Annotated in this window: 18 protein-coding genes and 1 pseudogene; 4 read left to right on the top strand and 15 right to left on the bottom strand. The window is 70.3% G+C overall.

The window, feature by feature from the left end; all coding sequences use genetic code 11:
• Nucleotides 1-125: 125 nt before the first annotated feature.
• Together MKL09_RS03215 and MKL09_RS03210 are read right to left on the bottom strand one after the other, a co-directional pair.
• Nucleotides 126-569, bottom strand: a complete 444-nt coding sequence (locus MKL09_RS03215; protein WP_244017866.1) for a response regulator — start codon at nt 567-569, stop codon at nt 126-128.
• Between the two features lie 66 nt (nt 570-635).
• Nucleotides 636-1676: a histidine kinase dimerization/phosphoacceptor domain -containing protein gene (locus MKL09_RS03210; protein WP_244017904.1), complete on the bottom strand. Its 1041-nt coding sequence runs from the start codon at nt 1674-1676 to the stop codon at nt 636-638.
• A gap of 253 nt (nt 1677-1929) precedes the next feature.
• On the opposite strand from MKL09_RS03210, the gene MKL09_RS03205 reads away from it, so the two are divergent.
• The 3 genes from MKL09_RS03205 to MKL09_RS03195 all read left to right on the top strand — a co-directional run bounded on the left by MKL09_RS03205 (nt 1930) and on the right by MKL09_RS03195 (nt 5152).
• Nucleotides 1930-3312 carry an AmpG family muropeptide MFS transporter gene (locus MKL09_RS03205; protein WP_244017864.1) on the top strand — a complete coding sequence of 461 codons (1383 nt, stop codon included), beginning with the start codon at nt 1930-1932 and terminating at the stop codon, nt 3310-3312.
• Nucleotides 3313-3337: 25 nt separating this feature from the next.
• Nucleotides 3338-4276: an EcsC family protein gene (locus MKL09_RS03200; protein ID WP_244017862.1), complete on the top strand. Its 939-nt coding sequence runs from the start codon at nt 3338-3340 to the stop codon at nt 4274-4276.
• Nucleotides 4277-4492: 216 nt separating this feature from the next.
• Entirely contained in the window at nt 4493-5152 is a 660-nt protein-coding gene (locus tag MKL09_RS03195; protein ID WP_244017902.1) for an MgtC/SapB family protein, read from the top strand.
• Nucleotides 5153-5155: 3 nt separating this feature from the next.
• Here the strand turns inward: MKL09_RS03195 and ilvA are convergent.
• From ilvA to MKL09_RS03160, 7 genes and pseudogenes are all read right to left on the bottom strand, one after another.
• Nucleotides 5156-6688, bottom strand: a pseudogene (gene ilvA, locus MKL09_RS03190) (threonine ammonia-lyase, biosynthetic); the annotation flags it as partial.
• A 69-nt stretch (nt 6689-6757) separates the two neighbouring features.
• On the bottom strand, nt 6758-7048 hold the full coding sequence (locus tag MKL09_RS03185; protein ID WP_244017858.1) for a type II toxin-antitoxin system RelE/ParE family toxin: 291 nt from the start codon (nt 7046-7048) through the stop codon (nt 6758-6760).
• The gene (locus MKL09_RS03180) at nt 7045-7296 is read right to left on the bottom strand and encodes a type II toxin-antitoxin system ParD family antitoxin (protein ID WP_244017856.1); all 252 of its coding nucleotides are present in this window, start codon (nt 7294-7296) and stop codon (nt 7045-7047) included. Before MKL09_RS03180 ends, MKL09_RS03185 begins: the two co-directional genes overlap by 4 nt.
• Nucleotides 7297-7391: 95 nt before the next feature.
• The gene (locus tag MKL09_RS03175; protein ID WP_244017854.1) at nt 7392-7739 is read right to left on the bottom strand and encodes a diacylglycerol kinase; all 348 of its coding nucleotides are present in this window, start codon (nt 7737-7739) and stop codon (nt 7392-7394) included.
• On the bottom strand, nt 7736-8794 hold the full coding sequence (locus MKL09_RS03170; RefSeq protein ID WP_244017900.1) for an AbrB family transcriptional regulator: 1059 nt from the start codon (nt 8792-8794) through the stop codon (nt 7736-7738). The genes MKL09_RS03175 and MKL09_RS03170 overlap by 4 nt, the downstream gene beginning before the upstream one ends.
• Nucleotides 8795-9153: 359 nt before the next feature.
• Entirely contained in the window at nt 9154-10644 is a 1491-nt protein-coding gene (locus tag MKL09_RS03165; protein WP_244017852.1) for an argininosuccinate lyase, read from the bottom strand.
• Nucleotides 10645-10897: 253 nt separating this feature from the next.
• Nucleotides 10898-11827, bottom strand: a complete 930-nt coding sequence (locus tag MKL09_RS03160; protein WP_244017850.1) for a LysR substrate-binding domain-containing protein — start codon at nt 11825-11827, stop codon at nt 10898-10900.
• A gap of 137 nt (nt 11828-11964) precedes the next feature.
• Here MKL09_RS03160 and MKL09_RS03155 point away from each other — a divergent pair, with 137 nt between their 5' ends.
• Nucleotides 11965-13554 (top strand): catalase, encoded by a 1590-nt coding sequence (locus MKL09_RS03155; protein WP_244017848.1) that lies wholly within the window; start codon nt 11965-11967, stop codon nt 13552-13554.
• Nucleotides 13555-13655: 101 nt separating this feature from the next.
• Here MKL09_RS03155 and MKL09_RS03150 read toward each other — a convergent pair whose 3' ends face one another.
• From MKL09_RS03150 to MKL09_RS03125, 6 genes are all read right to left on the bottom strand, one after another.
• Nucleotides 13656-14183, bottom strand: coding sequence for a BA14K family protein (locus MKL09_RS03150; protein WP_244017846.1), 528 nt, complete (start codon nt 14181-14183; stop codon nt 13656-13658).
• 191 nt (nt 14184-14374) lie between these two features.
• Complete coding sequence (locus MKL09_RS03145) at nt 14375-15604, bottom strand: MFS transporter (protein ID WP_244017844.1); 1230 nt, start codon at nt 15602-15604, stop codon at nt 14375-14377.
• Nucleotides 15601-17217 (bottom strand): apolipoprotein N-acyltransferase, encoded by a 1617-nt coding sequence (gene lnt, locus MKL09_RS03140; RefSeq protein WP_244017897.1) that lies wholly within the window; start codon nt 17215-17217, stop codon nt 15601-15603. The genes MKL09_RS03145 and lnt overlap by 4 nt, the downstream gene beginning before the upstream one ends.
• Nucleotides 17218-17295: 78 nt before the next feature.
• Complete coding sequence (locus MKL09_RS03135; protein ID WP_244017842.1) at nt 17296-18426, bottom strand: hemolysin family protein; 1131 nt, start codon at nt 18424-18426, stop codon at nt 17296-17298.
• A gap of 36 nt (nt 18427-18462) precedes the next feature.
• On the bottom strand, nt 18463-18942 hold the full coding sequence (ybeY, locus tag MKL09_RS03130; RefSeq protein ID WP_244017895.1) for an rRNA maturation RNase YbeY: 480 nt from the start codon (nt 18940-18942) through the stop codon (nt 18463-18465).
• 2 nt (nt 18943-18944) lie between these two features.
• Entirely contained in the window at nt 18945-20051 is a 1107-nt protein-coding gene (locus MKL09_RS03125) for a PhoH family protein (RefSeq protein ID WP_409566895.1), read from the bottom strand.
• Nucleotides 20052-20088 lie beyond the last annotated feature (37 nt).

The raw sequence follows: 20088 nt of genomic DNA, 5'->3' as shown, positions 1-20088 counted from the left end.
TGCGCAGCAGCCTCGAAGGAGCGTTCCAGAAATCGCGCGGCTGGCTGGAGGGCTCCTTCGAGGCCTCCGCTTCGCTCCGTCGCCTCAGGATGAGGGAGGGGTCGGGGAGCGTCCGTTGCAAAAACTTACGGCGCCGGCGCGAAATGAAACCCGTCCGGCGCCCCCTGCTCCGGCACCCGGCCGGCCCGGCGGTCGGCGACCCAGTCCAGGATGCTGGCGACCACGCGCTCGGAATAGGGCTTTGCGATCACCCCGATGGCGCCGGCGAAGTCGTCCGGGATGCGCTTGGCATTGGCGGTCATGAACACCACGGTGATCCGCGGATCGGCCGCCAGCGCCCGGGCGACCTCGACGCCTGTCGGACCGTCGACCAAGTGAATGTCCACGAAGGCGACGTCGGGCTCAGCCGCACGGCCGAGGGCGATCGCCTCCGCCGAGCTGCCGGCGATGCCGACCGTCACGTGCCCGAGATCGTCCAGCAGGCATTCGAGTTCGAGCGCGATCAGCACCTCATCCTCGACCACGAGGATGCGGAGCGCAGCGTCCGCGCCGGCGTTCCCACCCCTCATGCGATCTCCCTTTTGGCGTGTCGACCGCTGAGCTTGCCATCAGCTTGAAGCGTTCGGGCCGAATTCTCAAGCCATCGACTGAAGCGGAATATCGATCGCCACGTGGGTACCCGGCCCGGCATCGGCCCACGCGATGGTCCCGCGCAGTTGCCGAACCACCATCTCCACGAGATTGTGCCCGAAGCCGGCCGGGTTCGGCGCCGCGGCGGCCAGGCCCACGCCGTCGTCCCGGATCGTCAGCTGCATGCCGGCCTCGGTGCGGCGTGCGGTGATCGAGACGCGACCCTCCCGCGCGTTCGGAAAGGCATGCCGCAGGGCATTGGCGGTCAGCTCATGGATCATCAGGGCGAGCGGCGCCGCCATGGCGGCGGCCACCGAGATCGGCTCGACCTCGGCCTCGACCCGCTGCTTGTCGTGATCGAGCCCGGCATTCACGTCGGACAGGAACTCGGCCGCGAAGTCGCCCAGGTTGAAATGGGTGCAGTCGCCTTCCGAGTAGAGCATCCGATGCGCGGTGGAGAGCGCGCCGATCCGTTCGGCCATGCCCTGGAGCGCGTCCCGAGCATCGCCCTCCGGGGTGCGGCGGGCTTTGAGAAGCATCAGCGACGAGATCACCTGAAGATTGTTCTTCACCCGGTGGTCGACCTCGTGGAGCAGGGCGGTCTTCTGTTCCAGCGCGGCGCTCAGGTCGTGGGTCCGGGCCGCGACCAGGCGCTCCAGCTCGTCGTTGGTGACCCGCATGGTCACCTCGCGCTCACGGGTATGGGTCATGTCCGCCTGAGCCGCGTAGAAATACGCGAGGCCGGCCGCGTCGTGGACCGGCGTGACCGTCATTGCGCTCCAGTACGGCGTTCCGTCCTTGCGATAATTGAGCAGTTCGGCGGTGATCGAATCGCCGGCTTGGACAGCTTCGCGGATCCGGGCGACCTCCGCTCGGTCGGTCCCCGGCCCCTGCAGCATGCGGCAATTGCGTCCCACCAGCTCCTCCGCGGCGAAGCCGCTCAGTTCCAGAAACGCATCGTTGACCCAGGAAATCGGGTTGTCGGGCGCGCGCGCGTCGGTGATCACCATCGGTGATGGACTGCGCGCAAAGGCATCGACCAGCATCGCATGCGGCGGGCCGGGCTCGGACGGGGTACTCAACACATCATTCCAAACTTGGTCGACCCGACAGATCCGCACAATGCGGCGGCATAGCGGAGCCAGGCGCGCTCCGCATATGCGGGACGTGGACACCACGTTAAGCAGGCATCGACCATGATTAAGGCGCTCGGCCTCCCGATTCAGCCAAGACCCGAACGGCCCAAGGCTGCCACGATTTCGCGGGATCAAGGCCAATAAGGCTCAGGAGTTCCATGCGATGGCCAACCCGCCACAGGCTGCGCGGCGCTTTCATCTGCGCGACATCGTCGAGGATCGCCGAATCGTGCTGATGCTGGCGCTCGGATTCTCCTCCGGGCTGCCGCTCCTGCTGGTGCTGGGGACGTTCACGCTCCGGCTCGCCTTCTCGGATATCGACGTGCGGGCGATCGGCCTGTTCAGCTACGTGGCGCTACCGTACTCGCTGAAATTCCTCTGGGCGCCGGCGATCGACCGGCTGAACGTGCCGGTCTTGAGCGCGCGGCTCGGCCGGCGACGGGCCTGGATGGTGACGACGCAGGCCGCCGTCGCCCTGTGCCTGATCCTGATGGCGTTCTCCGACCCGAAGACCAATCTGGCGCTGCTCGGCCTGGGCGCCTTCCTGGTGGCGTTCTGCGCGGCGAGCCAGGACGTTGTGGTCGACGGCTGGCGCATCGACGCCGCCGGCAGCGACTTCCAGGGGATCCTGGCGGCGACCTCGAACCTCGGCTATCGGCTTGGGCTGATCGCGGCAGGCGCCGGGGCGCTGTTCATCGCCGCCTCGGGGGGCTGGACCCTGGCCTACCTGACCATGGCCGCCCTGATGCTGGTCGGCATGATCGCCGCGCTGCTGGCGCCGGCCTTCGACGCGCCGCCGCGGGTGCAGGCGGAGGCATCCGGCCATTCGCGGTTCTGGTCGATGCGCCGGGCCGTACTGGAGCCGCTGACGGAATTGCACGGGCGGTTCGGCGGCGCGCTCTGGGGCATCCTGCTGCTGGTAGCGCTCTACCGCCTGCCGGACTTCCTCTCCGGCGTGATGGCGAGCCCGCTCTACCGGGCGCTCGGCTTCGACCTGAAGGAGATCGCCACCGTCACCAAGCTCTACGGCATCTGGGTCGGCATCGCGGGCGGCTTCGCCGGCGGCTGGGCGCTCGCCCGGCTGGGCCTGTTCCCGACCCTGCTGCTCGGCGCCTTCCTGGCCGCATCCTCGCACCTCGCCTTCGCCTGGCTCTCGGCCGGTGCGCCCGAGATCTGGCGCTTGACGGTGGCGATCTCGATCGAGAACTTCTGCGGCTCCTTCGCTGGCATCGTCCTGATCGCCTATATGTCGAGCCTCACCAGCACGGCCTACGCGGCAACGCAGTACGCGCTGTTCTCCTCGCTCTACGCGCTGCCGGGCAAGCTGATTGCGGGCTCCTCCGGCTTCGTGGTCGCGGCGATCGGCTATCCGGCCTTCTTCGTGATGACATCGCTGGTCGGGATTCCGGTTCTAATCCTCTGCCTCGCGGTCGGGCGGCGCGGGCAGCGGCAGGACGAGGCCGCGGCGCGGGCGGCCGAGGAGGCGGGGAACCGCATCCCGGCGCCCGAGCTTCCTTCCACGGCGCGGGCGACGGGGACCGCGTGACGCGAACAGATCCAGGAATTCACGGATGAGCACGAGCGACCTCACTCGCGCCGACACGACGCTGCCGGCGCCTATCCCTGAGACCGCCTTGAGCGATGCGGACCTGGCCGCCCTGCGCAGGGCCGTGCAGGTGCTGGAGCGGCCGAGCCTGGCCGCCCGCCTGTCCTCGGCCGCCGGCGCACCCCTCGACATCATCGGCCGCTCGCTGCCCGCCCCGGTCACCGAGGCGGTCGGCCGGTCCACCGAAGCGGCGATGCGCGGCGCCCTGCGGGTCGCCCTGGCGACCCTGCCGCGCACGAACGTGGTCCCCGCGGACGGCACCGAGATCGAGGCAGTCGCCGCCAAGGCCGAGAGCCGGCTGACGCGAATGCTCGGCTCGGGCGATACCAAGCACAAGGCGTTCGCCGCTCTTTCCGGCGCCATCGGGGGGGCGTTCGGCCTCGCGACCCTGGCGGTGGAACTGCCTGTCTCGACGACGCTGATGCTGCGCTCGATCGCCGAGATCGCCCGGGAGGAGGGCGAGAACCTGGAAACGCCGGAGGGCGCGCTCGCCTGCGTTCAGGTCTTCGCCCTCGGCGGGCGGACCACGCCCGAGACCGAGGCCGGTTCGGCGCTGACCGAGAGCGGCTATTTCGCCGTGCGTGCGGCCCTGGCCAAGACCCTGTCGGAGGCGGCCCGCTACGCCGGCAGCAAGACCCTGCTCGACCAGTCGGCACCGGCCCTGATCCGGTTCACCGCGCAGATCGCGGCCCGGTTCGGCCTCGTGGTCTCGCAGAAGGTCGCCGCGCAGGCGGTGCCGGTGCTCGGCGCCTTCGGGGGCGCCGCGGTGAACACCGCCTTCATGAGCCACTTCCAATCGACCGCCCGGGCGCATTTCACGGTCCGGCGGCTGGAGCGGGCCTACGGTGCGGCCGCCGTGCGGGCGGCCTACGAGGTTGAGAAGGCCGCACTCGGGGTGGCCTGAGCGGTTTTTCCGCTTCACCGTCATTGCGAGCGCAACGAAGCAACCCAGCGTGGCGCGCGATCTGAGGACGTTGGCGTTTCCCTAGGTTGCTTCGCTCCGCTCGCAATGACGGCGTGTGGTCGAATCCCGAACCCGCCTTGATCCGTGCTCCCGGACGCCTCAAAACCACGTCGCGTGACGCGGAGCGCGGAGGCGATTCTGATCAGCAACGCGGAGATGGTGGCCCGGCTCGCCCTGGCGGCTCTGGCCGGCAGCGTGGTCGGGTTGGAGCGGGAGCGTCTGCTCTGGGCAGCGGGCCTGCGGACGCACATGCTCGTCTGCGTCGGCTCCTGCCTGATCATGATCGTCTCGGCCTTCGGCTTCAGCGACGTCCTGGGCACCAAGGACATCGTGCTCGATCCCTCACGCATGGCCGCGCAGGTGGTGTCGGGCATCGGCTTCCTCGGGGCGGGTACGATCCTGCTCCGCGGCGAGGTGGTGAAGGGCCTGACCACGGCGGCGAGCCTGTGGGGCGTGGCCGCGATCGGCTTGGCGGTGGGCAGCGGGCTCTACGTGCCGGCCCTGGCGACCACGGTCCTGGTGGTCGGGATCCTGGCCGGGATCAAGCCGTTCGAGGAGCGCTGGCGCGAGCGGATGCGGTCGCAGACCCTGCGCATGACCGTCCGCAAGGGCACGATGTCGATCGACACGCTCCACGACGTCACGGGTGAGCGCGCCTCGCGGGTGCGCCAGTTCACCACCCGCCCGGCCTCCGACCCGGATCTCGACGAGGTCACCGTCACCTTCGTCCGGCTGTCGCGCACGAGCTTCGAGGCGATCGCCACAAAACTGCGCGAGACCGCGGACGTGATCTCGGTCGATACCGTCAACAGCTGAGGGTCAGGCCGCCGCCTCGCCGTCGAGGAACAACCGGTAGGCCGGGTTCTCGGTCTCGTCGGTTGCCGGGTAGCCCAGCGCCTCGATCGCCGCGTCGAACCGGACGCGCTCGGCCGGCGGCACCGCGATCCCGGCGAGCACCCGGCCGTAATCGGCGCCGTGGTTGCGGTAGTGGAACAGTGTGATGTCGAAGTTCGGCCCCAGGGCATCCAGGAACTTCATCAGCGCGCCGGGCCGCTCCGGGAACTGGAAGCGGAACAGCCGCTCGTGCGCGACGCCCACGGCCCGGCCGCCGACCATGTAGCGGACATGGACCTTGGCCATCTCGTTGTCGCTCATGTCGAGCACCCGGTAGCCGGCCTCGCGCAGGTCGCCGATCAGCGCCTGCTTCTCGCGCTTGCCGCCCGCGATGTTGATGCCCACGAAGATCTGCGCCTCGGCGCCCGGCGCGTGGCGGTAGTTGAATTCGGTGATCACGCGGGGCCCGAGCGCCCGGATGAAGGCCCGGTAGGCGCCGGGCTGCTCCGGAATGGTGACGCCGAGCAAGACCTCGCGCTGCTCGCCGATCTCTGCCCGCTCGGCGATGTGGCGCAGCCGGTCGAAGTTGAGATTCGCCCCCGACGAGATCGCGATCAGGGTGCCGTCGCCGCCCTCGCGCTCGGCGTAGAGCTTGGCCCCGGCGAGGCTCAGCGCCCCGGACGGCTCGGACACCGCCCGCGTGTCGTCGAAGATGTCCTTGACCGCCGCGCACATGGCGTCGGTGTCCGCCGTGATGACCTCGTCGAGAAATTCGCGGCAGAGCCGGAACGTCTCCTCGCCGGCCTGGCGCACGGCGACCCCGTCGGCGAACAGCCCGACCGAGGGGAGGCTGACCCGCGTGTCGGCGGCCAGAGCCGCGGCCATGCAGGCGGCGTCCTCCGGCTCGACGCCGATCACCTTGGTGCCCGGCCGCAGGTACTTCACGAAAGTCGCGATCCCGGCCGCCAGCCCGCCGCCGCCCACCGGCACGAAGATCGCCTCGATCGGCCCGGTATGCTGCTCCAGGATCTCCTTGCCGATCGTCCCCTGGCCGGCGATCACGTCGGGATCGTCGAACGGGTGCAGGAAGGTCAGGCCCTGCTCGGCCTCCAGGATCTTGGCCTGGGCCAGGGCCTCGTCGAAGGCGTCACCGTGCAGCACCACCTCGGCGCCGCGAGCCCGGCAGGCATCGACCTTGATCGACGGGGTGGTGCGCGGCATCACGATCACCGCCCGCGCCCCGAGCTTGGCCGCCGCCAGCGCGACGCCCTGCGCATGGTTGCCCGCCGAGGCGCAGACCACGCCGCGCGCGATCTGGTCCGGGCTCAGGCCCGACATCTTGTTGTAGGCGCCCCGCAGCTTGAACGAGAAGACCGGCTGCAGATCCTCGCGCTTCAGCAGCACGGGCCGGCCGAGCCGCTGCGTCATCCGGGGCATCGGATCGAGCGGGCTCTCGATCGCCACGTCGTAGACGCGGGCGGTCAGGATCTTACGGATGTAGTCGGTCATTGTTTTGGGACTTGGGGCGCGGGACGCGGTTGGGCCGAGATAGACCCTCGCGCCGCGAGATGCGAGCGGCGTGCCCGTTCAGGTCAGATGCCGCGCCCAATCCTGGCGGCCGTGCAGGACCCGGACGATCAGGATGCCGTCCGCTTGCTCGACATACGCAACGACATGGGCGCGGTAGGGATACAGCCGCACCGGCCGCACGAAGTCATCCCGCAGGCGGGCCATCAGCGGATTCTCGGACAGCAGGGCGAACAGCGCCTTCAGCCCGGCATAGTATCGCTCGGCCTGGTCGCTGCCGAAGGCGGCGGCACCGGCCACGTAGATGTCGATGAGATCCCGGTCCGCCTGCCGCGTCGTCCGGATGGTCACGGATTCTGGGTAACCCGCACGCGCTCCCGGGCCTCGGCCAGGACATCATCCAGCGACCGTTCACTGATGCCACTGTCGAACCCTTCGGCAATCAGCGTCTGAAGCTGCGCAAGGCCGTCGCTCTTTTCCTGATCGCGGCGGATCAGATCGCGGACATAGTCGCTGGCGCTGCCAAAGCGCCCGGTCCCGGCCTGAGCCTCGACCCAGTCCTTCATCGCCTCAGGCAACGACACGTTCAGGGTCACCATGCCGAACGGCCTCCATCGCCGCGCAGCATGGCAAAGAGTCTCAAATTTTGCCAGGTGCAATGACACTGCGACGATCTCAGCGGATTCGGCAGACCTCATCCCACCCGTTCCACCAAAGCCGCCATCCAAACCAGCAGCGCCGCCGCTTGCGCCATGAAGGTGCCGGCCGAGGCCAGGTCCTTCACGGTGCCGATCATCGGGTGATGCCCCGGGTGGACGTGGTCGCAGAGCTTTTCCACAGCGGTGTTCAGGAATTCGGCGGCCAGCATCAGCAGCAGGCTCACCATCAGGGCGACCCGGACCCACAGGGTCGCGCCGAGGAGCAGGGCCACGGGTACGCCCAGCGCCAGCAGCATCAGCTCCTGCCGCACGGCCCGCTCGGTGCGGGCGCCGTGACGCAGGCCGCGCCAGGAATTGAGGAAAGCGAGGACCAGGGCGTTCATCGGGCCACGCCCTCCGGCACAGACCGACTGATCCATTTGGCGAGCAGCGGCCCGGTGATCAGCACGACGAACAGGCGTAGCGTCTGCACGGCGAGCACGAAGGAGACATCCGCCTTCGAGCCGACCGCGATGATCGCCACGGAATCGAGGCCGCCCGGGCTGGTGGCCAGCACCGCCGTAAGCAGGTCAATCGGCAGCAGGAAGGTCAAGCCCCAGCCCCAGGCCGCACACAGGGCGATCACGGAGCAGGTCGCCGTCAGGATCCCGGGGAGCGCCGTCACGGTCAGCCGCAGGGTCTCCCGGGTGAAGCGCAGGCCGACATAGATGCCGATGCAGGCATAGGCGAGTTCGAGGATCGGCGCCGGGAGCGACATCCGCACCAGCCCGCTGGCATGGAGCAGGCTGCCGAGCACCATCGGGCCGATCTGCGCGCCGGCCGGGACCCGCAGCGCCAAGGCGACGCCAGCGCCGACCACCGCGACCGCCAGCGTCGCCAGCAGCGAGAGCGGCCCGGTGACCTCGGCTCCGCCGGCGGCGGCGCCCGGGACCGGCGCCTCCATGAGGAACCGGGCGGCGAGCGAGGCCGAGAACACCACCGCGGCGACGCGGACATACTGCATGAACGCGACGAGGCGCGGATCCGCCCCGAAATCCTCGGCCATCGCCACCATGGCCGAGGCGCCCCCGGGGGACGAGCCCCAGGCCGCCGTGGTGCCGGGCAGGACCCGCAGCCGGGTCAGGACCCAGCCTACGAGGCCGCTCGCCGCCACGGTCACCAGCACGACGGCGACGATCAGCGGCCCGTCATCGAACAGGGTCTGGGCAATCTGCCCGGTCACCGCGTGGGCCACCAGGCAGCCGATCATCGCCTGTGCGGCGTTGAAGGCGAAGCGCGGCACGTGCAGCCGGGAGCCGCCGACCCCGAAGGCGATCGCGGCGATCATCGGGCCGAGCAGCAGCGCCGCGGGGAAACCCGCCTGCAGCAGCCCGTACGAGACGGCCGCCGACGCGACGGCGAGGGCGGCCCATAGGCCGAGAGTGCGGGAGGAGGGCAAGGCGACCGGTGGACGATTCACCCGCACTGATTGCCGGGCGGAGGCCCGCTACACCGCAATATGGGCCCTGTCACGGCAAAGATTTTTTGGAATGCCAATGTTAGGGTTGGCGATTCCGGTGTTCGCGTGAGGTTGCACGAACCTCCTTCTCTCGAGCTGAGGCATCTCGACCGCTTGCCGCCCGTCACACGGCCAATCCCATCCAACCCCCTCATCCTGAGGTGCCCGCGTCAGCGGGCCTCGAAGGAGCCCTCCAGCCGGCCGCGCAATCCCTGGAGGGCTCCTTCGAGGCCTACGCTGCGCTTCGGCACCTCAGGATGAGGGGGGTGGGTCGGAGGAGCGCTATATCGGGTACGGTTCTACGGGCCCTTCCTGATATCCAGAAAAGACGCATCCAACCGGTCGCGAGCCGCCGCAAGGGCGGCGCGGCGATCGGCCAGCCAGGTCCGGTCGGCGTCGAGCCGCGTCCGGGCGGCGGCGAGCATGCGCCGCACTTCTGCGGGCTGCGGGCCGCCCAGGCCCTTCGCGGCGTCGATCATGCCGCGGGCAGACAGGGCGGCGCGAAACCGAGCCTCGTCGAGGGGCAGGTCGGGCTTCAGGCCCGAGCCCGCGGCGGCCTCCGCGTAGATCCGCTTCACCTCGGCGAAGGGCAGGTCGGCCGGGCGGAGGTCGTGGCTGCGACCGTAGCTCACCAGCTCGGAGGCGAAATGGTGCCCGAGCCGGAACGGCACGTCGGCCTCGCGCTGGAGCGTGTCGGCAAGTTCCGTGGTGGTGGAGTAATCGGCCGCGACCTCGTCGGCGGCCCGGTCGCGGTCGACCACCAAGCCGTCGAGGACCCGGGTCCAGCGCCGGCAGGTCTCGGCCGCCTCGGACACGGTCCGGCCCGGTGGCTCGGCCTGATTGCGCTTGTAGTCCGGCATGCCGGACTCGACGTTGTGGGCCATGATGGCGAAGGCCTGCGCGGCGCCGACCACATCGCTCGCCTTCATGCGCAGGCTGTAGAGCGCCACCGGGTTGCGCTTCTGCGGCATGATGCTGCTCGGCCCCGTCAGCGCCCCCTCGCGCAGCAGTATCCAAGGCCGGGTCTGGTGGTACTGGGCGTAGAGGTCCTGCGCGAAACTGCCGGCCGTGGTGGCGAGGTTGGCGGACAGGCCAGTCAGCTCCAGGCCGAGATCCATCGGGGCGAGCTGGCCGGCATCGTAGCTGTTCTCCACCGGCGCGTCGAAGCCGAGCAGCCCGGCGAGGCGGACGCGGTCGACCGGAAAGCTCGACGTGCCCAACGCCGCGGCGCCGAGCGGCGACAGATTCACCCGCGTCCAGCTCTCGCGCAGGCGGTCCGCGTCGCGGGCCAGCGCCCCGGCATAGCCGAGTAGGTAGTGGCCCAACGTCGTCGGCTGCGCCTGCACGCCGTTGGTGTAAGCCGGGACGATCGTGTCGGCCTCCCGCTCGGCCACGGTGAGGAGCGCGGCGCGGGTCGCGTCCAGAGCCTCGGCGAGGTCGAGCAGCCGGTCCCGCTGGTCGAGCTTCAGCACGGTCGGGATGATGTCCTGGCGGCTGCGGCCGGAATGCATCCGGGTGGCGTCCGGGCCGGCGATGGCGGTGATCAGCGGCTCGACCCGCAGGTAATCGTCCGGCCGCTCGGCCCCCGGCCTGGCGGCGTCGGAGGCGACTTGGTCGAGGGCCCGGGCGATCCGCGCGCCGAGATCGCGTGGGACGATGCCAGCCTCCACGCTCATCAGCAGGGAGGCGCGGTCGATGGCGTCGATGCGGGCGAAGCTGTCGTGCGGCTCGGCGCGGGCCGCCACGGGGGCGAGGAGGGCGACCAGGGTCGCGATCAGTCTGCGCCGCATGCGCCTGCTCCTGTGGGCCGACGTTTCGCGCCGGACGAGGCATTCTCTCCGATCCGCAGGGTCTTCACACTTCACATTCCGGATCGCATGCGAGGAGGGCGTCTATTGGAAAGTCCTCAGCTCGTCGGCAGCACGGTTCGACCAACCAGCCCGCTGCCTTGTGAACAACCCCGTCATTCCGGGGCCGCGTCGTGGAGCCCGGAATGATAGGGCGCTGAACGAACGTCCTTACCCCACGGCCCAAACCTGAAAACTAAGCCGCCCCATCCCGGCACGCCGCCGTGCCGGGCGGTGCATGAGCCCGGAAGAACGCCGCGAGGTTCGCCAGCCCGGGCGCGCGGGGGTCGCTCGCTCGCCAGGCCAGCGCGATGGTCCGGCCCGGCCCGTCGACGTCGAAGGCCCGGGTCACGGTGAGGCCGGTCGGGTCGGGGCCGGCGGGCACCGCCAGCGCCGGCAGCAGGGTGTAGCCGGTTCCGGCCGCCACCATCGAGCGGAGCGTCTCCAGGCTGGTGGCGTGCCGCCCCACCGATGATCCGGCACCGCAGGCCGCGATCGCCTGGTCGCGCAGGCAATTGCCCTCGTCGAGCAGCAGCAGGTCCGGCCCGGCGATCTCGGTGGCCGACAGGGCGCCGCCGCGGGCCAGGGCGTGCTCGGCGGGGCAGGCCAGCCAGAACGGCTCGACGAAGAGCGGCGCGACCGCCAGCCCGACGGGGGGCAGCGGCAGCGAGACGAGGGCGGCGTCGATGCGGCCGTCGCGCAGGCCCTCGACGATCTCGGCGGTGCGCGATTCCGACAGCGACAGGGTCAGCAGCGGGTATTGCTGCCGCAGGGGCCGAAGCACGAGCGGGAAAAAGTAGGGGCCCAGCGTCTGGATCGCAGCCAGCACGAGCCGGCCGGTGAGCGGCGAGCCGCGGCCCTCGGTGGCGAGCGCCAGCAATCGCTGGGCCTCGGCCAGGACGATCCGCGACTGCCGCACGATCCCCTGGCCGGCCTCCGTGAGCAGCACCCGGCGGTTCGAGCGCTCGAACAGGGTCAGGCCGAGGGACGCTTCGAGCTTGCGGACCTGCACGCTCAAGGTCGGCTGGCTGACGTTGCAGCGCTCGGCGGCCCGGCCGAAATGGCCTTCGTCGGCGACGGCGACCACATACTCGAGGTCGCGTAGGGACAGACCCGACAGATTCATAGGCTGTGCCTATCACGGCGTTTGCGACGATGCATTAGCCATTGGGCCCGCGGAGGTCCATAACCTCGTCGGAACGGTTCCAGTCTGGCGAGTCGGCCCCATATGCCGACCACAGGCACCACGGAGAGACGAGACGCATGAGCGATCAACGCCCGATCCTGACCACCCGCCAGGGCCATCCGGTCCGCGACAACCAGAGCACCCGCACGGTCGGCGAGCGCGGCCCCGCGACGCTTGAGAACTACCAGTTCATCGAGAAGATCACCCACTTCGATCGCGAGCGCATCCCCGAGCGCGTGGTCCATGCCCGTGGCGCCGGCGCCCACGGCTACTTCGAGGCCTACGGCAAGATCGGCAACGAGCCGGCCTCGAAGTACACCCGCGCCCGGGTGCTGAACGAGACCGGCGTGAAGACGCCGATGTTCGTGCGTTTCTCCACGGTGGCCGGCGCTAAGGAGAGCCCGGAGACCGAGCGCGACCCGCGCGGCTTCGCGGTGAAGTTCAAGACCGTCGACGGCAATTGGGACCTGGTTGGCAACAACCTGAAGGTGTTCTTCATCCGGGACGCGATCAAGTTCCCCGACATGATCCACGCGTTCAAGCCGGACCCGGTGACCAACCGCCAGGAGGCGTGGCGTTTCTTCGACTTCGTGGCCCAGCACCCCGAGTCGATCCACATGGTGACGCATCTCAAGTCGCCCTGGGGCATCCCGGCCAACTACCGCGAGATGGAAGGCTCGGGCGTCAACACCTACAAGCTGGTCAACGACCAGGGCGAGGCCGTGCTCTGCAAGTTCCACTGGGAGCCCAAGCAGGGCGTTCGCAACCTGACCTCGGCGCAGGCCGCGGAGATCCAGGGCAAGGACGTCGGCCACGCGACCCGCGACCTCTACGACAACATCAAGGCCGGCAACTTCCCCGAGTGGGAGTTCTGCGTGCAGATTATGCCGGACGGCCCGAACGACCACCTGTCGTTCGACCCGCTGGACGACACGAAGCTGTGGCCGGTGGACCAGTTCCCGCTTCTGCCGGTGGGCCGCATGGTCCTGGACCGGGTGCCGGACAACTTCTTCGCTGAAGTCGAACAGTCGGCCTTCGGCACCGGCGTGCTGGTGGACGGCATCGACTTCTCGGACGACAAGATGCTGCAGGGCCGGACCCTGTCCTACTCGGACACCCAGCGCTACCGCGTCGGCCCGAACTACCTCCAGCTGCCGATCAACGCGCCGCAACCGGGCGTGAAGGTCTATTCCAACCAGCGGGACGGCCAGATGACCTATTCGGTCGACGGCACCGGGCCGAACAAGCACATCAACTACGAGCCCTCGACCCTGGCCGAGGGCCTGCGCGAGGCCCCCAAGCCGGCCAAGGAGTACCGTCAGCCGGTGCAGGGCCAGCTCGGCCGCTACCAGACCTCGCGCACCGAGGACGACTACACCCAGGCCGGCGTCCGGTACCGCTCGTTCCAGGATTGGGAGCGGGACGACCTGATCGCCAATCTCGTCGGCGACATGAAGCAGTGCCCGGAGCCGATCCAGCTGCGGATGGTCTGGCACTTCTGGCACGCGGATGAGGATTACGGCCGTCGCGTCGCTGAGGGTGCGGGCATCGATCTGGAGAAGGCCAAGGCCCTGCCGCCGCTGCCGGGCCGCGCCGCCCCGCACAAGCGCCTGCAGGCCGAGACCTACACGGACGGCTCCCAGGCCCACCGCGTCGCCGCCGAGTAAGGTTTTCACGCGGCGCCGAACCAGCCCTGAATGAATGAAGGCCCCGCGGGTGAGAGCCCGCGGGGCCTTTTTTTGGCCTGATCGGGGAGCGCGATCCACGCTCAAGGGCAGCGGCGGCGGACGTGGCCCCGGCCGATATAGGTGTGTGTCACCGGATCGTAGGTCCGGAAGCGGCGGGCGCAGGCCGCGACCGCGGCGGAGAGATCGGCCGGGTCCGCCTCGACCACGGGCGGCACGTCGGCCGGCGCCACGTAGACCGGGCGACGGTAGATCCGCGGCGCGTAGACATAGGCATCGTCGAAGAACGGCTCGCCGAAATCGTCCCAGAGACTGCCTACTCCAAAGCCGAGCCCGAGGCCGGCAAGCCCGTAGGCGTAAGGACCGCCATACCAGGGGCGATAAAAATATGGGCGCCGGAAGCCGAAGCCGGGCCGGTATGCTCGCCCACCGACGATCGCCGGACCCGGCCGGACCGGCCCCAGGGGCCGCCCCCAGGCGCCGACCCGGGTCCCGACACCGCCGTGGAAACCGGCCCCGAATCCCCGCGCTTCGGCGCTCGTCATCGCCAGCGGGAGCGCGATGATCGCGGACGCAACCAGAAGAAGCGTCAACCTGTCGATACCTGCCATGCCGTTCACCCGAAGCAAGACGCCGGTCTCGCTGGCACGCGGACTCGGCGGAAGACTGCGGATTATCCTGGTCCGGCCGAGGGATCCGTCAAGAGTGCTTCATGCGTGCTTCCGGCATCGCGACCTCATCTGTCGCCCGCGCAGAATAACTTGTCCGGTGCGAGGCGGATGGGCGGCGTGTGCCGCACCGATCAGCGGCTTCGGGCCGGACGCGGCGGTGGCTGGAGCGGCGCGCTCCCCGAATCCGGCGCGGCGGCGTTGACCTTGCGGTCGCGACCGGCGGCCTGCCCGACAAGGATGGCGGTGATCGCGATACCGACGAACAGGCCGCCCGCCAGGCCCCAGCCGCCGGTCGCCTCGTGGGCGAGCCCGAAGGCCAGCGGTCCGAGGCAGGCGCCGGTATAGCCGATGCCCTGCGCCATGGCCGAGAGCCCGGCGGCGCTGGCAGCATCGGCGGCGCGCAGGACGATCAGCGTCAGGCCGAGGCCGAAGCAGCCGCCGATGCCGAAGCCGAGGGCGCAGGCCGCGGGAATCCGCAGCGCGTCGGGACCGAAGGCGAGCACCACGAACGCCGCCGCGGTGAGCCCCGGGATGGCGACGATCCAGGCCCGTTGGTCGCGCCCGCGGGCGGCCAGCATGGCGGTGATCAGCGCGCCCGGCGCCTGGACCAGGGTCATCAGAGAGGCGTAGAGGCCGGCATCGAGCGCCGAGAGACCGCGCGCCTGCAGCAGCAGCGGCAGCCAGCCGAACAGGATGTAGGCCAGCGAGGATTGCAGGCCCATGAAGCCGGTGACCCACCACGCCAGGGGATCGCGCAGCAGCCGCCCGGCGGAGGGGGCCTGGGTCGAGGCCGTGCGGCGGGCGAACGGGATCCACAGGAACCCCGCCACCAGCGCGGGCAGCGCCCAGATTGCGAGCGCCGAGGGCCAGCCGCCGCCGAGCGCATGCTCCACCGGGACCGCGGCGCCCGCGCCCGCCGCCGCGCCGAGGCACAGGGTCATGGTGTAGAGGCCGGTCATCAGCCCGCTGCTGCCGGAAAAATCGCGCTTCACCAGGGCCGGCAGCAGCACGTTGTCGAGCCCGATCCCGATGGCGGCCAGCGCCGTGCCGGCGAACAGCGGCCCGAGGCCACCGAGGCCGCGCAGGGCGAGGCCCGCGGCCAGGATCGTGGCGCCGACCAGCACGGCGAGGTCGGGGCCGATCCGGCGGATCAGCGGCGCCGCCAGCGCGCAGGCGATCCCGAGGCACAGGACCGGCAGGGTGGTGAGGATTGCAGCGCCGCCGGCGCTCAGCCCGGTGCTGTCCCGGATGGTCGCCAGCAATGGCCCGATCGTGCTGAGCGCCGGGCGCAGGTTGAACGCGACCAGCATCAGCGCGAGGCCGAGGAGGATCCGGCCCGGGGCCGTCCGCTCCGGGCTCATGGCCGCCGCCGGGCGGTGAGGGCGCCGCCCAGGCAAGCGGCGAGCATCAGCGCGAAGGCGGCGTCACCGAATTGGCCGTACAGGGTGCCGCCGACGATGCGGGCGGGCAGGTCCGCATCGAGCCAGATCTCTTTGTCGAGTTCGGTCTGCGCAAGGATGCGGCCATGCGGGTCGATCACCGCGGAGATCCCGGTATTGGCGTCGCGGATCAGCGGCAGCCCCTCCTCGACGGCGCGCAGCCGCGCCTGGGCCAGGTGCTGGCGGGGGCCCGGCGTATCGCCGAACCAGGCATCGTTGGTGACGTTCAGGATCAGCCCGGGCGGGCGCGGCACCGAGGGAGCGGCCGCCGGCAGGATGGCGTGCGGGAAGATCGCCTCGTAGCAGATCGTGGCCGCCACCGGCGGCAGGCCCGGCACGGTCAGGATCCGCTGCGCCGCCAGGGTCCCCGCCGAGAACCCGCCGGGGATCGCCACGAACTGGCGCAGGCCCAACGCCCGGAGCGCCGCGTCGAGGGGCGCCGGCAGGTACTCGCCAAACGGGACGAGGTGGACCTTGTCGTAGGTGTCGGAGATCACGCCGTCCGGTCCGATCACCATCACGGCGTTGAAGTAGCGCAGGCGCTCGCCCGGCAGGGGCTCCTCCGCCCGTGCCGCCCCGGTGACCAGGTGCTGCCCGGGCTTGAGTCCGGCCGCCACCTTGGCCAGGGCGTCGGGATCGCGCTGGATCAGGAACGGGAAGGCCGATTCCGGCCAGACGATATGGGTCGGATCGGGCTCGCCGGCCTCGGTCGGGCGCTGGCTCAACTCGATATAGCGGTCGACGATGTCCGCCCGATTCTCGGGCCGGAACTTGGCATCCTGGGGCAGGTTCGGCTGGACGAGGCGGAGCCGAACGCCCGTCACCACCGGATCGGGCGGCCCGAGGCGGACGGCGCCGTAGAGGGCCATGCCGATCAGCACGATCGCGGCGGCGGCACTCGGCCCGAACCGGCTGCGCGGATGCGAGCCCGTCGCCAGGGTTGCGGGCGCGGCGCAGATCAGAACCGCCAGGATGGTCAGGCCGTAGAGGCCGATCGCGGCGGCCCATTGCATCAGCCAGAGGTTCTGGGCCAGCGCCATCCCCAGCGTGTTCCAGGGGAAACCCGTGAACAGATGGCCGCGCAGCCACTCGGCAGCGCCGATCCCGAAGGCCAGCGCTGCGATCCGCGCCGGGCCGCGGGCCCAGAGCAGGCCCGCCGCGCCGAACCCCGCGCCGTAGAACAGGCCGAGCGCGAAGGGCAGTCCGACGACGCCGAGCGGGAGGGCCCAGAGGAATTCGTCGGCCTCCACCAGAAAAGCTTGGCCGAGCCACCACAGGCCGGCGGTGAGGTAGCCGAAGCCCCAGGCCCAGCCGATCAGGAAGCAGGGCCAGAGCCGTCGCAGGACGGTCCGGTCCGCGGCCGCGCCATCCGTGAGCCAGACCGCCACCGAGAGCGAGACGGCCAGAGCCGGCAGGAAGCCGTAGGGCGGCATCGCCAGCGCGCCCAGCGCACCGGCGAGCCAGGCAAGCCCGAGCCGCCGCCAGCCGGTCAGCCGGGCGATGGCCTGCACGAAGCCCGGGGAGGGGCGGCCCATGGCACCGCGCGGGTCGCCAACGTCCCGGGCATGCCCCACGGTCAGGATCGCCACTCAGCACCCGTCACGCGATGACCGTCATGGATGCGGCGTCTCGGGGACCGGCGACGGGGCGGGCGGGGGCAGGGCCAGCGGCACCACCTTGCTGATCCGCGCCGGCCCCTTGTGGAAGCGCAGGCGCTTGAGGCGACGCGGATCGGCATCGAGCACCTCGAATTCGAGGTCGCCCGGCCCGGTGATCAGCTCGCCGCGGGACGGGACCCGGCCGGCCAGGGTGACGATCATGCCGCCCAGTGTGTCGATCTCCTCGGCCATGTCGCCGACCGCCGCGACGAGATCCACGCCGGTGGCCTCGGACACTTCAGCCAGCGGCGTGCGGGCATCCGCCACGAACACCTCGTCCTCGCCGTCGACCCGCTGGACCTGCTTGGCCTCGGCGACGTCGTGCTCGTCCTCGATGTCGCCGACCACGACCTCGATCAGATCCTCGATCGAGATCAGCCCGTCGGTCCCGCCGTACTCGTCGATGACCAGGGCCATGTGGGTCCGGGTCGCCTGCATCCGCACCAGCAGGTCGATCGCCGGCATGGAGGGGGGCACGAACAGCACCGGCCGCTGGATGCGGGTGGCGGCCAGCGTGGTGGTGAGATCGACCTTGCCGAGATCCAGCGCCCGGGGGAGCCGTACCGGCTGGCGGCGGGTCCGCGGCACGACGGTGGCCTCGGCCTCCACGGCCGTGACGACCGGGGCCGCAGCGACGGTGCTGGGGCTGCGCCGGGTCGGCTCGGCCTTGGCGGCGATGTGATCGACCAGGTCGCGGATGTGGACCATGCCGCGGGGGTCGTCGAGCGTCTCACCGTAGACCGGTAGCCGGGAATGGCCGGCGGTGCGGAACAGCTTGAGCAGGTCGCCGAGATTGGTGTCGTTCGACACCGCGACGATGTCGGCCCGGGGGACCATCACGTCGTCGACCCGCACCTTGTGCAATCCGAGCACGTTCTTGAGCATGATCCGCTCAAGGGGGGAGAGACCGCTCTCGCCGGCATCGGGCTCGGCGAGCGCCTCCTCAAGGCCCTCGCGCAGCGAATCGCGCGGCTTGAGGTGGAGCGCCTGCAACAGGCGATCGTACCAGGGCTCCCGGGACTGGGACTCGCCCTCGGTGGAACTGGGCGCGGCCAGGGCCGCGCCGCGACTTCGATCGTTGCTCATGTCTCTCGGATCTGGGGGCGGTGGGGAATCGGCCGCTCAGGCATAAGGATCGGAAATGCCCAAGGTCGCGAGGGCCGCGACTTCGAGCGCTTCCATGGCCTCGGCCTCGGCCTCGCCGATCTCGTGGTCCTGACCGAGACAATGCAGGGTGCCATGGACGAGGAGGTGCGCGAGGTGATTCTGGAGCGGCTTCGACTGCTCCGCACTTTCGCGCACAAGGGTCTCGTAGGCAAGGACCACATCGCCCAACGGCAGCGCGGCGCCCGCATGGCGGGGCTGCGGCGCGGCCGGGAAGGACAGCACGTTGGTCGGCTTGTCCTTGCCGCGCCAGGTGCGGTTGAGCTCCTGAACGGTGACATCGTCGGTCAGCATGACGCTGACCTCCACGGGGCCGTCCGGCGGCGCGGGGGCGGCGGCGAGCCCGGCCTCGACAGCACGGATGACGAGCGATTCGAGATCCGGGATCGCAGTTTCCCAACGTTCGTCCTCGACAGAAATGTCGATGTCGTGAGGCATGCTCACGCCAGGGGCCGGCGCCGGGGGTTGGGATTGCGGTCGGAATCACCCTCGCCGTGGGAGGCGTGCTCGTAGGCGGTGACGATCCGGCGCACGAGGTCGTGGCGGACCACGTCCACGTCCTTGAAGGTCACGCGGCCGATCCCCTCAACGCCGTCGAGCACCTTCACAGCTTCGACCAAGCCGGATTTCTGGCCCGGCGGCAGGTCGACCTGGCTCGGATCGCCGGTGATGATCATGCGCGAGTTTTCGCCGAGGCGGGTCAAGAACATCTTCATCTGCATGGAGGTGGTGTTCTGCGCCTCGTCGAGGAGCACCACGGCGTTGGTGAGCGTGCGCCCGCGCATGAAGGCGAGCGGCGCGATCTCGATGATGCCGGTCTGCAGGCCGCGGTCGACATGGCGCGCCTCCATGAAGTCGTAGAGGGCGTCATAGATCGGGCGGAGATACGGATCGACCTTGTCGCGCATGTCGCCCGGGAGGAAGCCCAGGCGCTCGCCGGCCTCGACCGCCGGGCGGGACAGGATCAGCCGCTCGGCATGGCCCTGCTCGAGCAGGGACACGGCGTGGCCCACCGCCAGCCAGGTCTTGCCGGTACCGGCCGGTCCTTCCGCGAAGACCAGTTCGTTGGCGCGCAGGAGCTTGATGTACTGGTCCTGCGCCGGGTTGCGCGCCCGCACCGCGCCGCGGCGGCGGGTGGCGATCTGCTCGAAATGCGGCTTGTCGGCCTCGGCGGCGATCGCCTCGGCGGGGAACAGGCTGGCCTGGGCGGTGGATTCGCGGATCGCCCCGTCGACATCGCCCAGCGTCAGGGTGCTGCCGCCAGTGCGGACCCGGGCGTAGAGCTTCTGGAACACCCGCCTTGCCTTCTCGGCGGCATCGGGCGAGCCCTTGATGACAAGGTGGTTGCCGAGCGCCGTGGCGGTGACGTCGAGCCGGCGCTCGATATGGGCGACGTTCTGGTCGTATTGACCGAAGACGAGGCTCGCGAGGCGGTTGTCGTCGAAGGTCAGCGGCACCTCGACCGTCTCGTCCGATCCGGCCGGCCTGGCCGCCGGCCCGCGGCCCTTCAGGGTGCCGCGCGCGCCAGACCCGTCCGACGCGCTCAACCTGTGATCCTCACCACCATCCCCATCGATCCGATCC

It is taken from the genome of Methylobacterium sp. J-048 (assembly GCF_022829515.1).
GTDB lineage: Bacteria > Pseudomonadota > Alphaproteobacteria > Rhizobiales > Beijerinckiaceae > Methylobacterium.
This window is presented reverse-complemented; position numbering and strand designations above follow the sequence as displayed.

What these genes read in the sequence shown, in the direction of transcription:
- MKL09_RS03150 (WP_244017846.1), bottom strand. Translation starts at nt 14,183, where the DNA reads ATGGCAGGTATCGACAGGTTGACGCTTCTTCTGGTTGCGTCCGCGATC.
- MKL09_RS03165 (WP_244017852.1), bottom strand. Translation starts at nt 10,644, where the DNA reads ATGCGGCGCAGACTGATCGCGACCCTGGTCGCCCTCCTCGCCCCCGTG.
- MKL09_RS03135 (WP_244017842.1), bottom strand. Translation starts at nt 18,426, where the DNA reads ATGAGCAACGATCGAAGTCGCGGCGCGGCCCTGGCCGCGCCCAGTTCC.
- MKL09_RS03180 (WP_244017856.1), bottom strand. Translation starts at nt 7,296, where the DNA reads ATGGTGACCCTGAACGTGTCGTTGCCTGAGGCGATGAAGGACTGGGTC.
- ybeY (WP_244017895.1), bottom strand. Translation starts at nt 18,942, where the DNA reads ATGCCTCACGACATCGACATTTCTGTCGAGGACGAACGTTGGGAAACT.
- MKL09_RS03200 (WP_244017862.1), top strand. Translation starts at nt 3,338, where the DNA reads ATGAGCACGAGCGACCTCACTCGCGCCGACACGACGCTGCCGGCGCCT.
- MKL09_RS03215 (WP_244017866.1), bottom strand. Translation starts at nt 569, where the DNA reads ATGAGGGGTGGGAACGCCGGCGCGGACGCTGCGCTCCGCATCCTCGTG.
- MKL09_RS03160 (WP_244017850.1), bottom strand. Translation starts at nt 11,827, where the DNA reads ATGAATCTGTCGGGTCTGTCCCTACGCGACCTCGAGTATGTGGTCGCC.
- MKL09_RS03175 (WP_244017854.1), bottom strand. Translation starts at nt 7,739, where the DNA reads ATGAACGCCCTGGTCCTCGCTTTCCTCAATTCCTGGCGCGGCCTGCGT.
- MKL09_RS03155 (WP_244017848.1), top strand. Translation starts at nt 11,965, where the DNA reads ATGAGCGATCAACGCCCGATCCTGACCACCCGCCAGGGCCATCCGGTC.
- MKL09_RS03145 (WP_244017844.1), bottom strand. Translation starts at nt 15,604, where the DNA reads ATGAGCCCGGAGCGGACGGCCCCGGGCCGGATCCTCCTCGGCCTCGCG.
- lnt (WP_244017897.1), bottom strand. Translation starts at nt 17,217, where the DNA reads ATGGGCCGCCCCTCCCCGGGCTTCGTGCAGGCCATCGCCCGGCTGACC.
- MKL09_RS03210 (WP_244017904.1), bottom strand. Translation starts at nt 1,676, where the DNA reads ATGCTGGTCGATGCCTTTGCGCGCAGTCCATCACCGATGGTGATCACC.
- MKL09_RS03205 (WP_244017864.1), top strand. Translation starts at nt 1,930, where the DNA reads ATGGCCAACCCGCCACAGGCTGCGCGGCGCTTTCATCTGCGCGACATC.
- MKL09_RS03195 (WP_244017902.1), top strand. Translation starts at nt 4,493, where the DNA reads ATGGTGGCCCGGCTCGCCCTGGCGGCTCTGGCCGGCAGCGTGGTCGGG.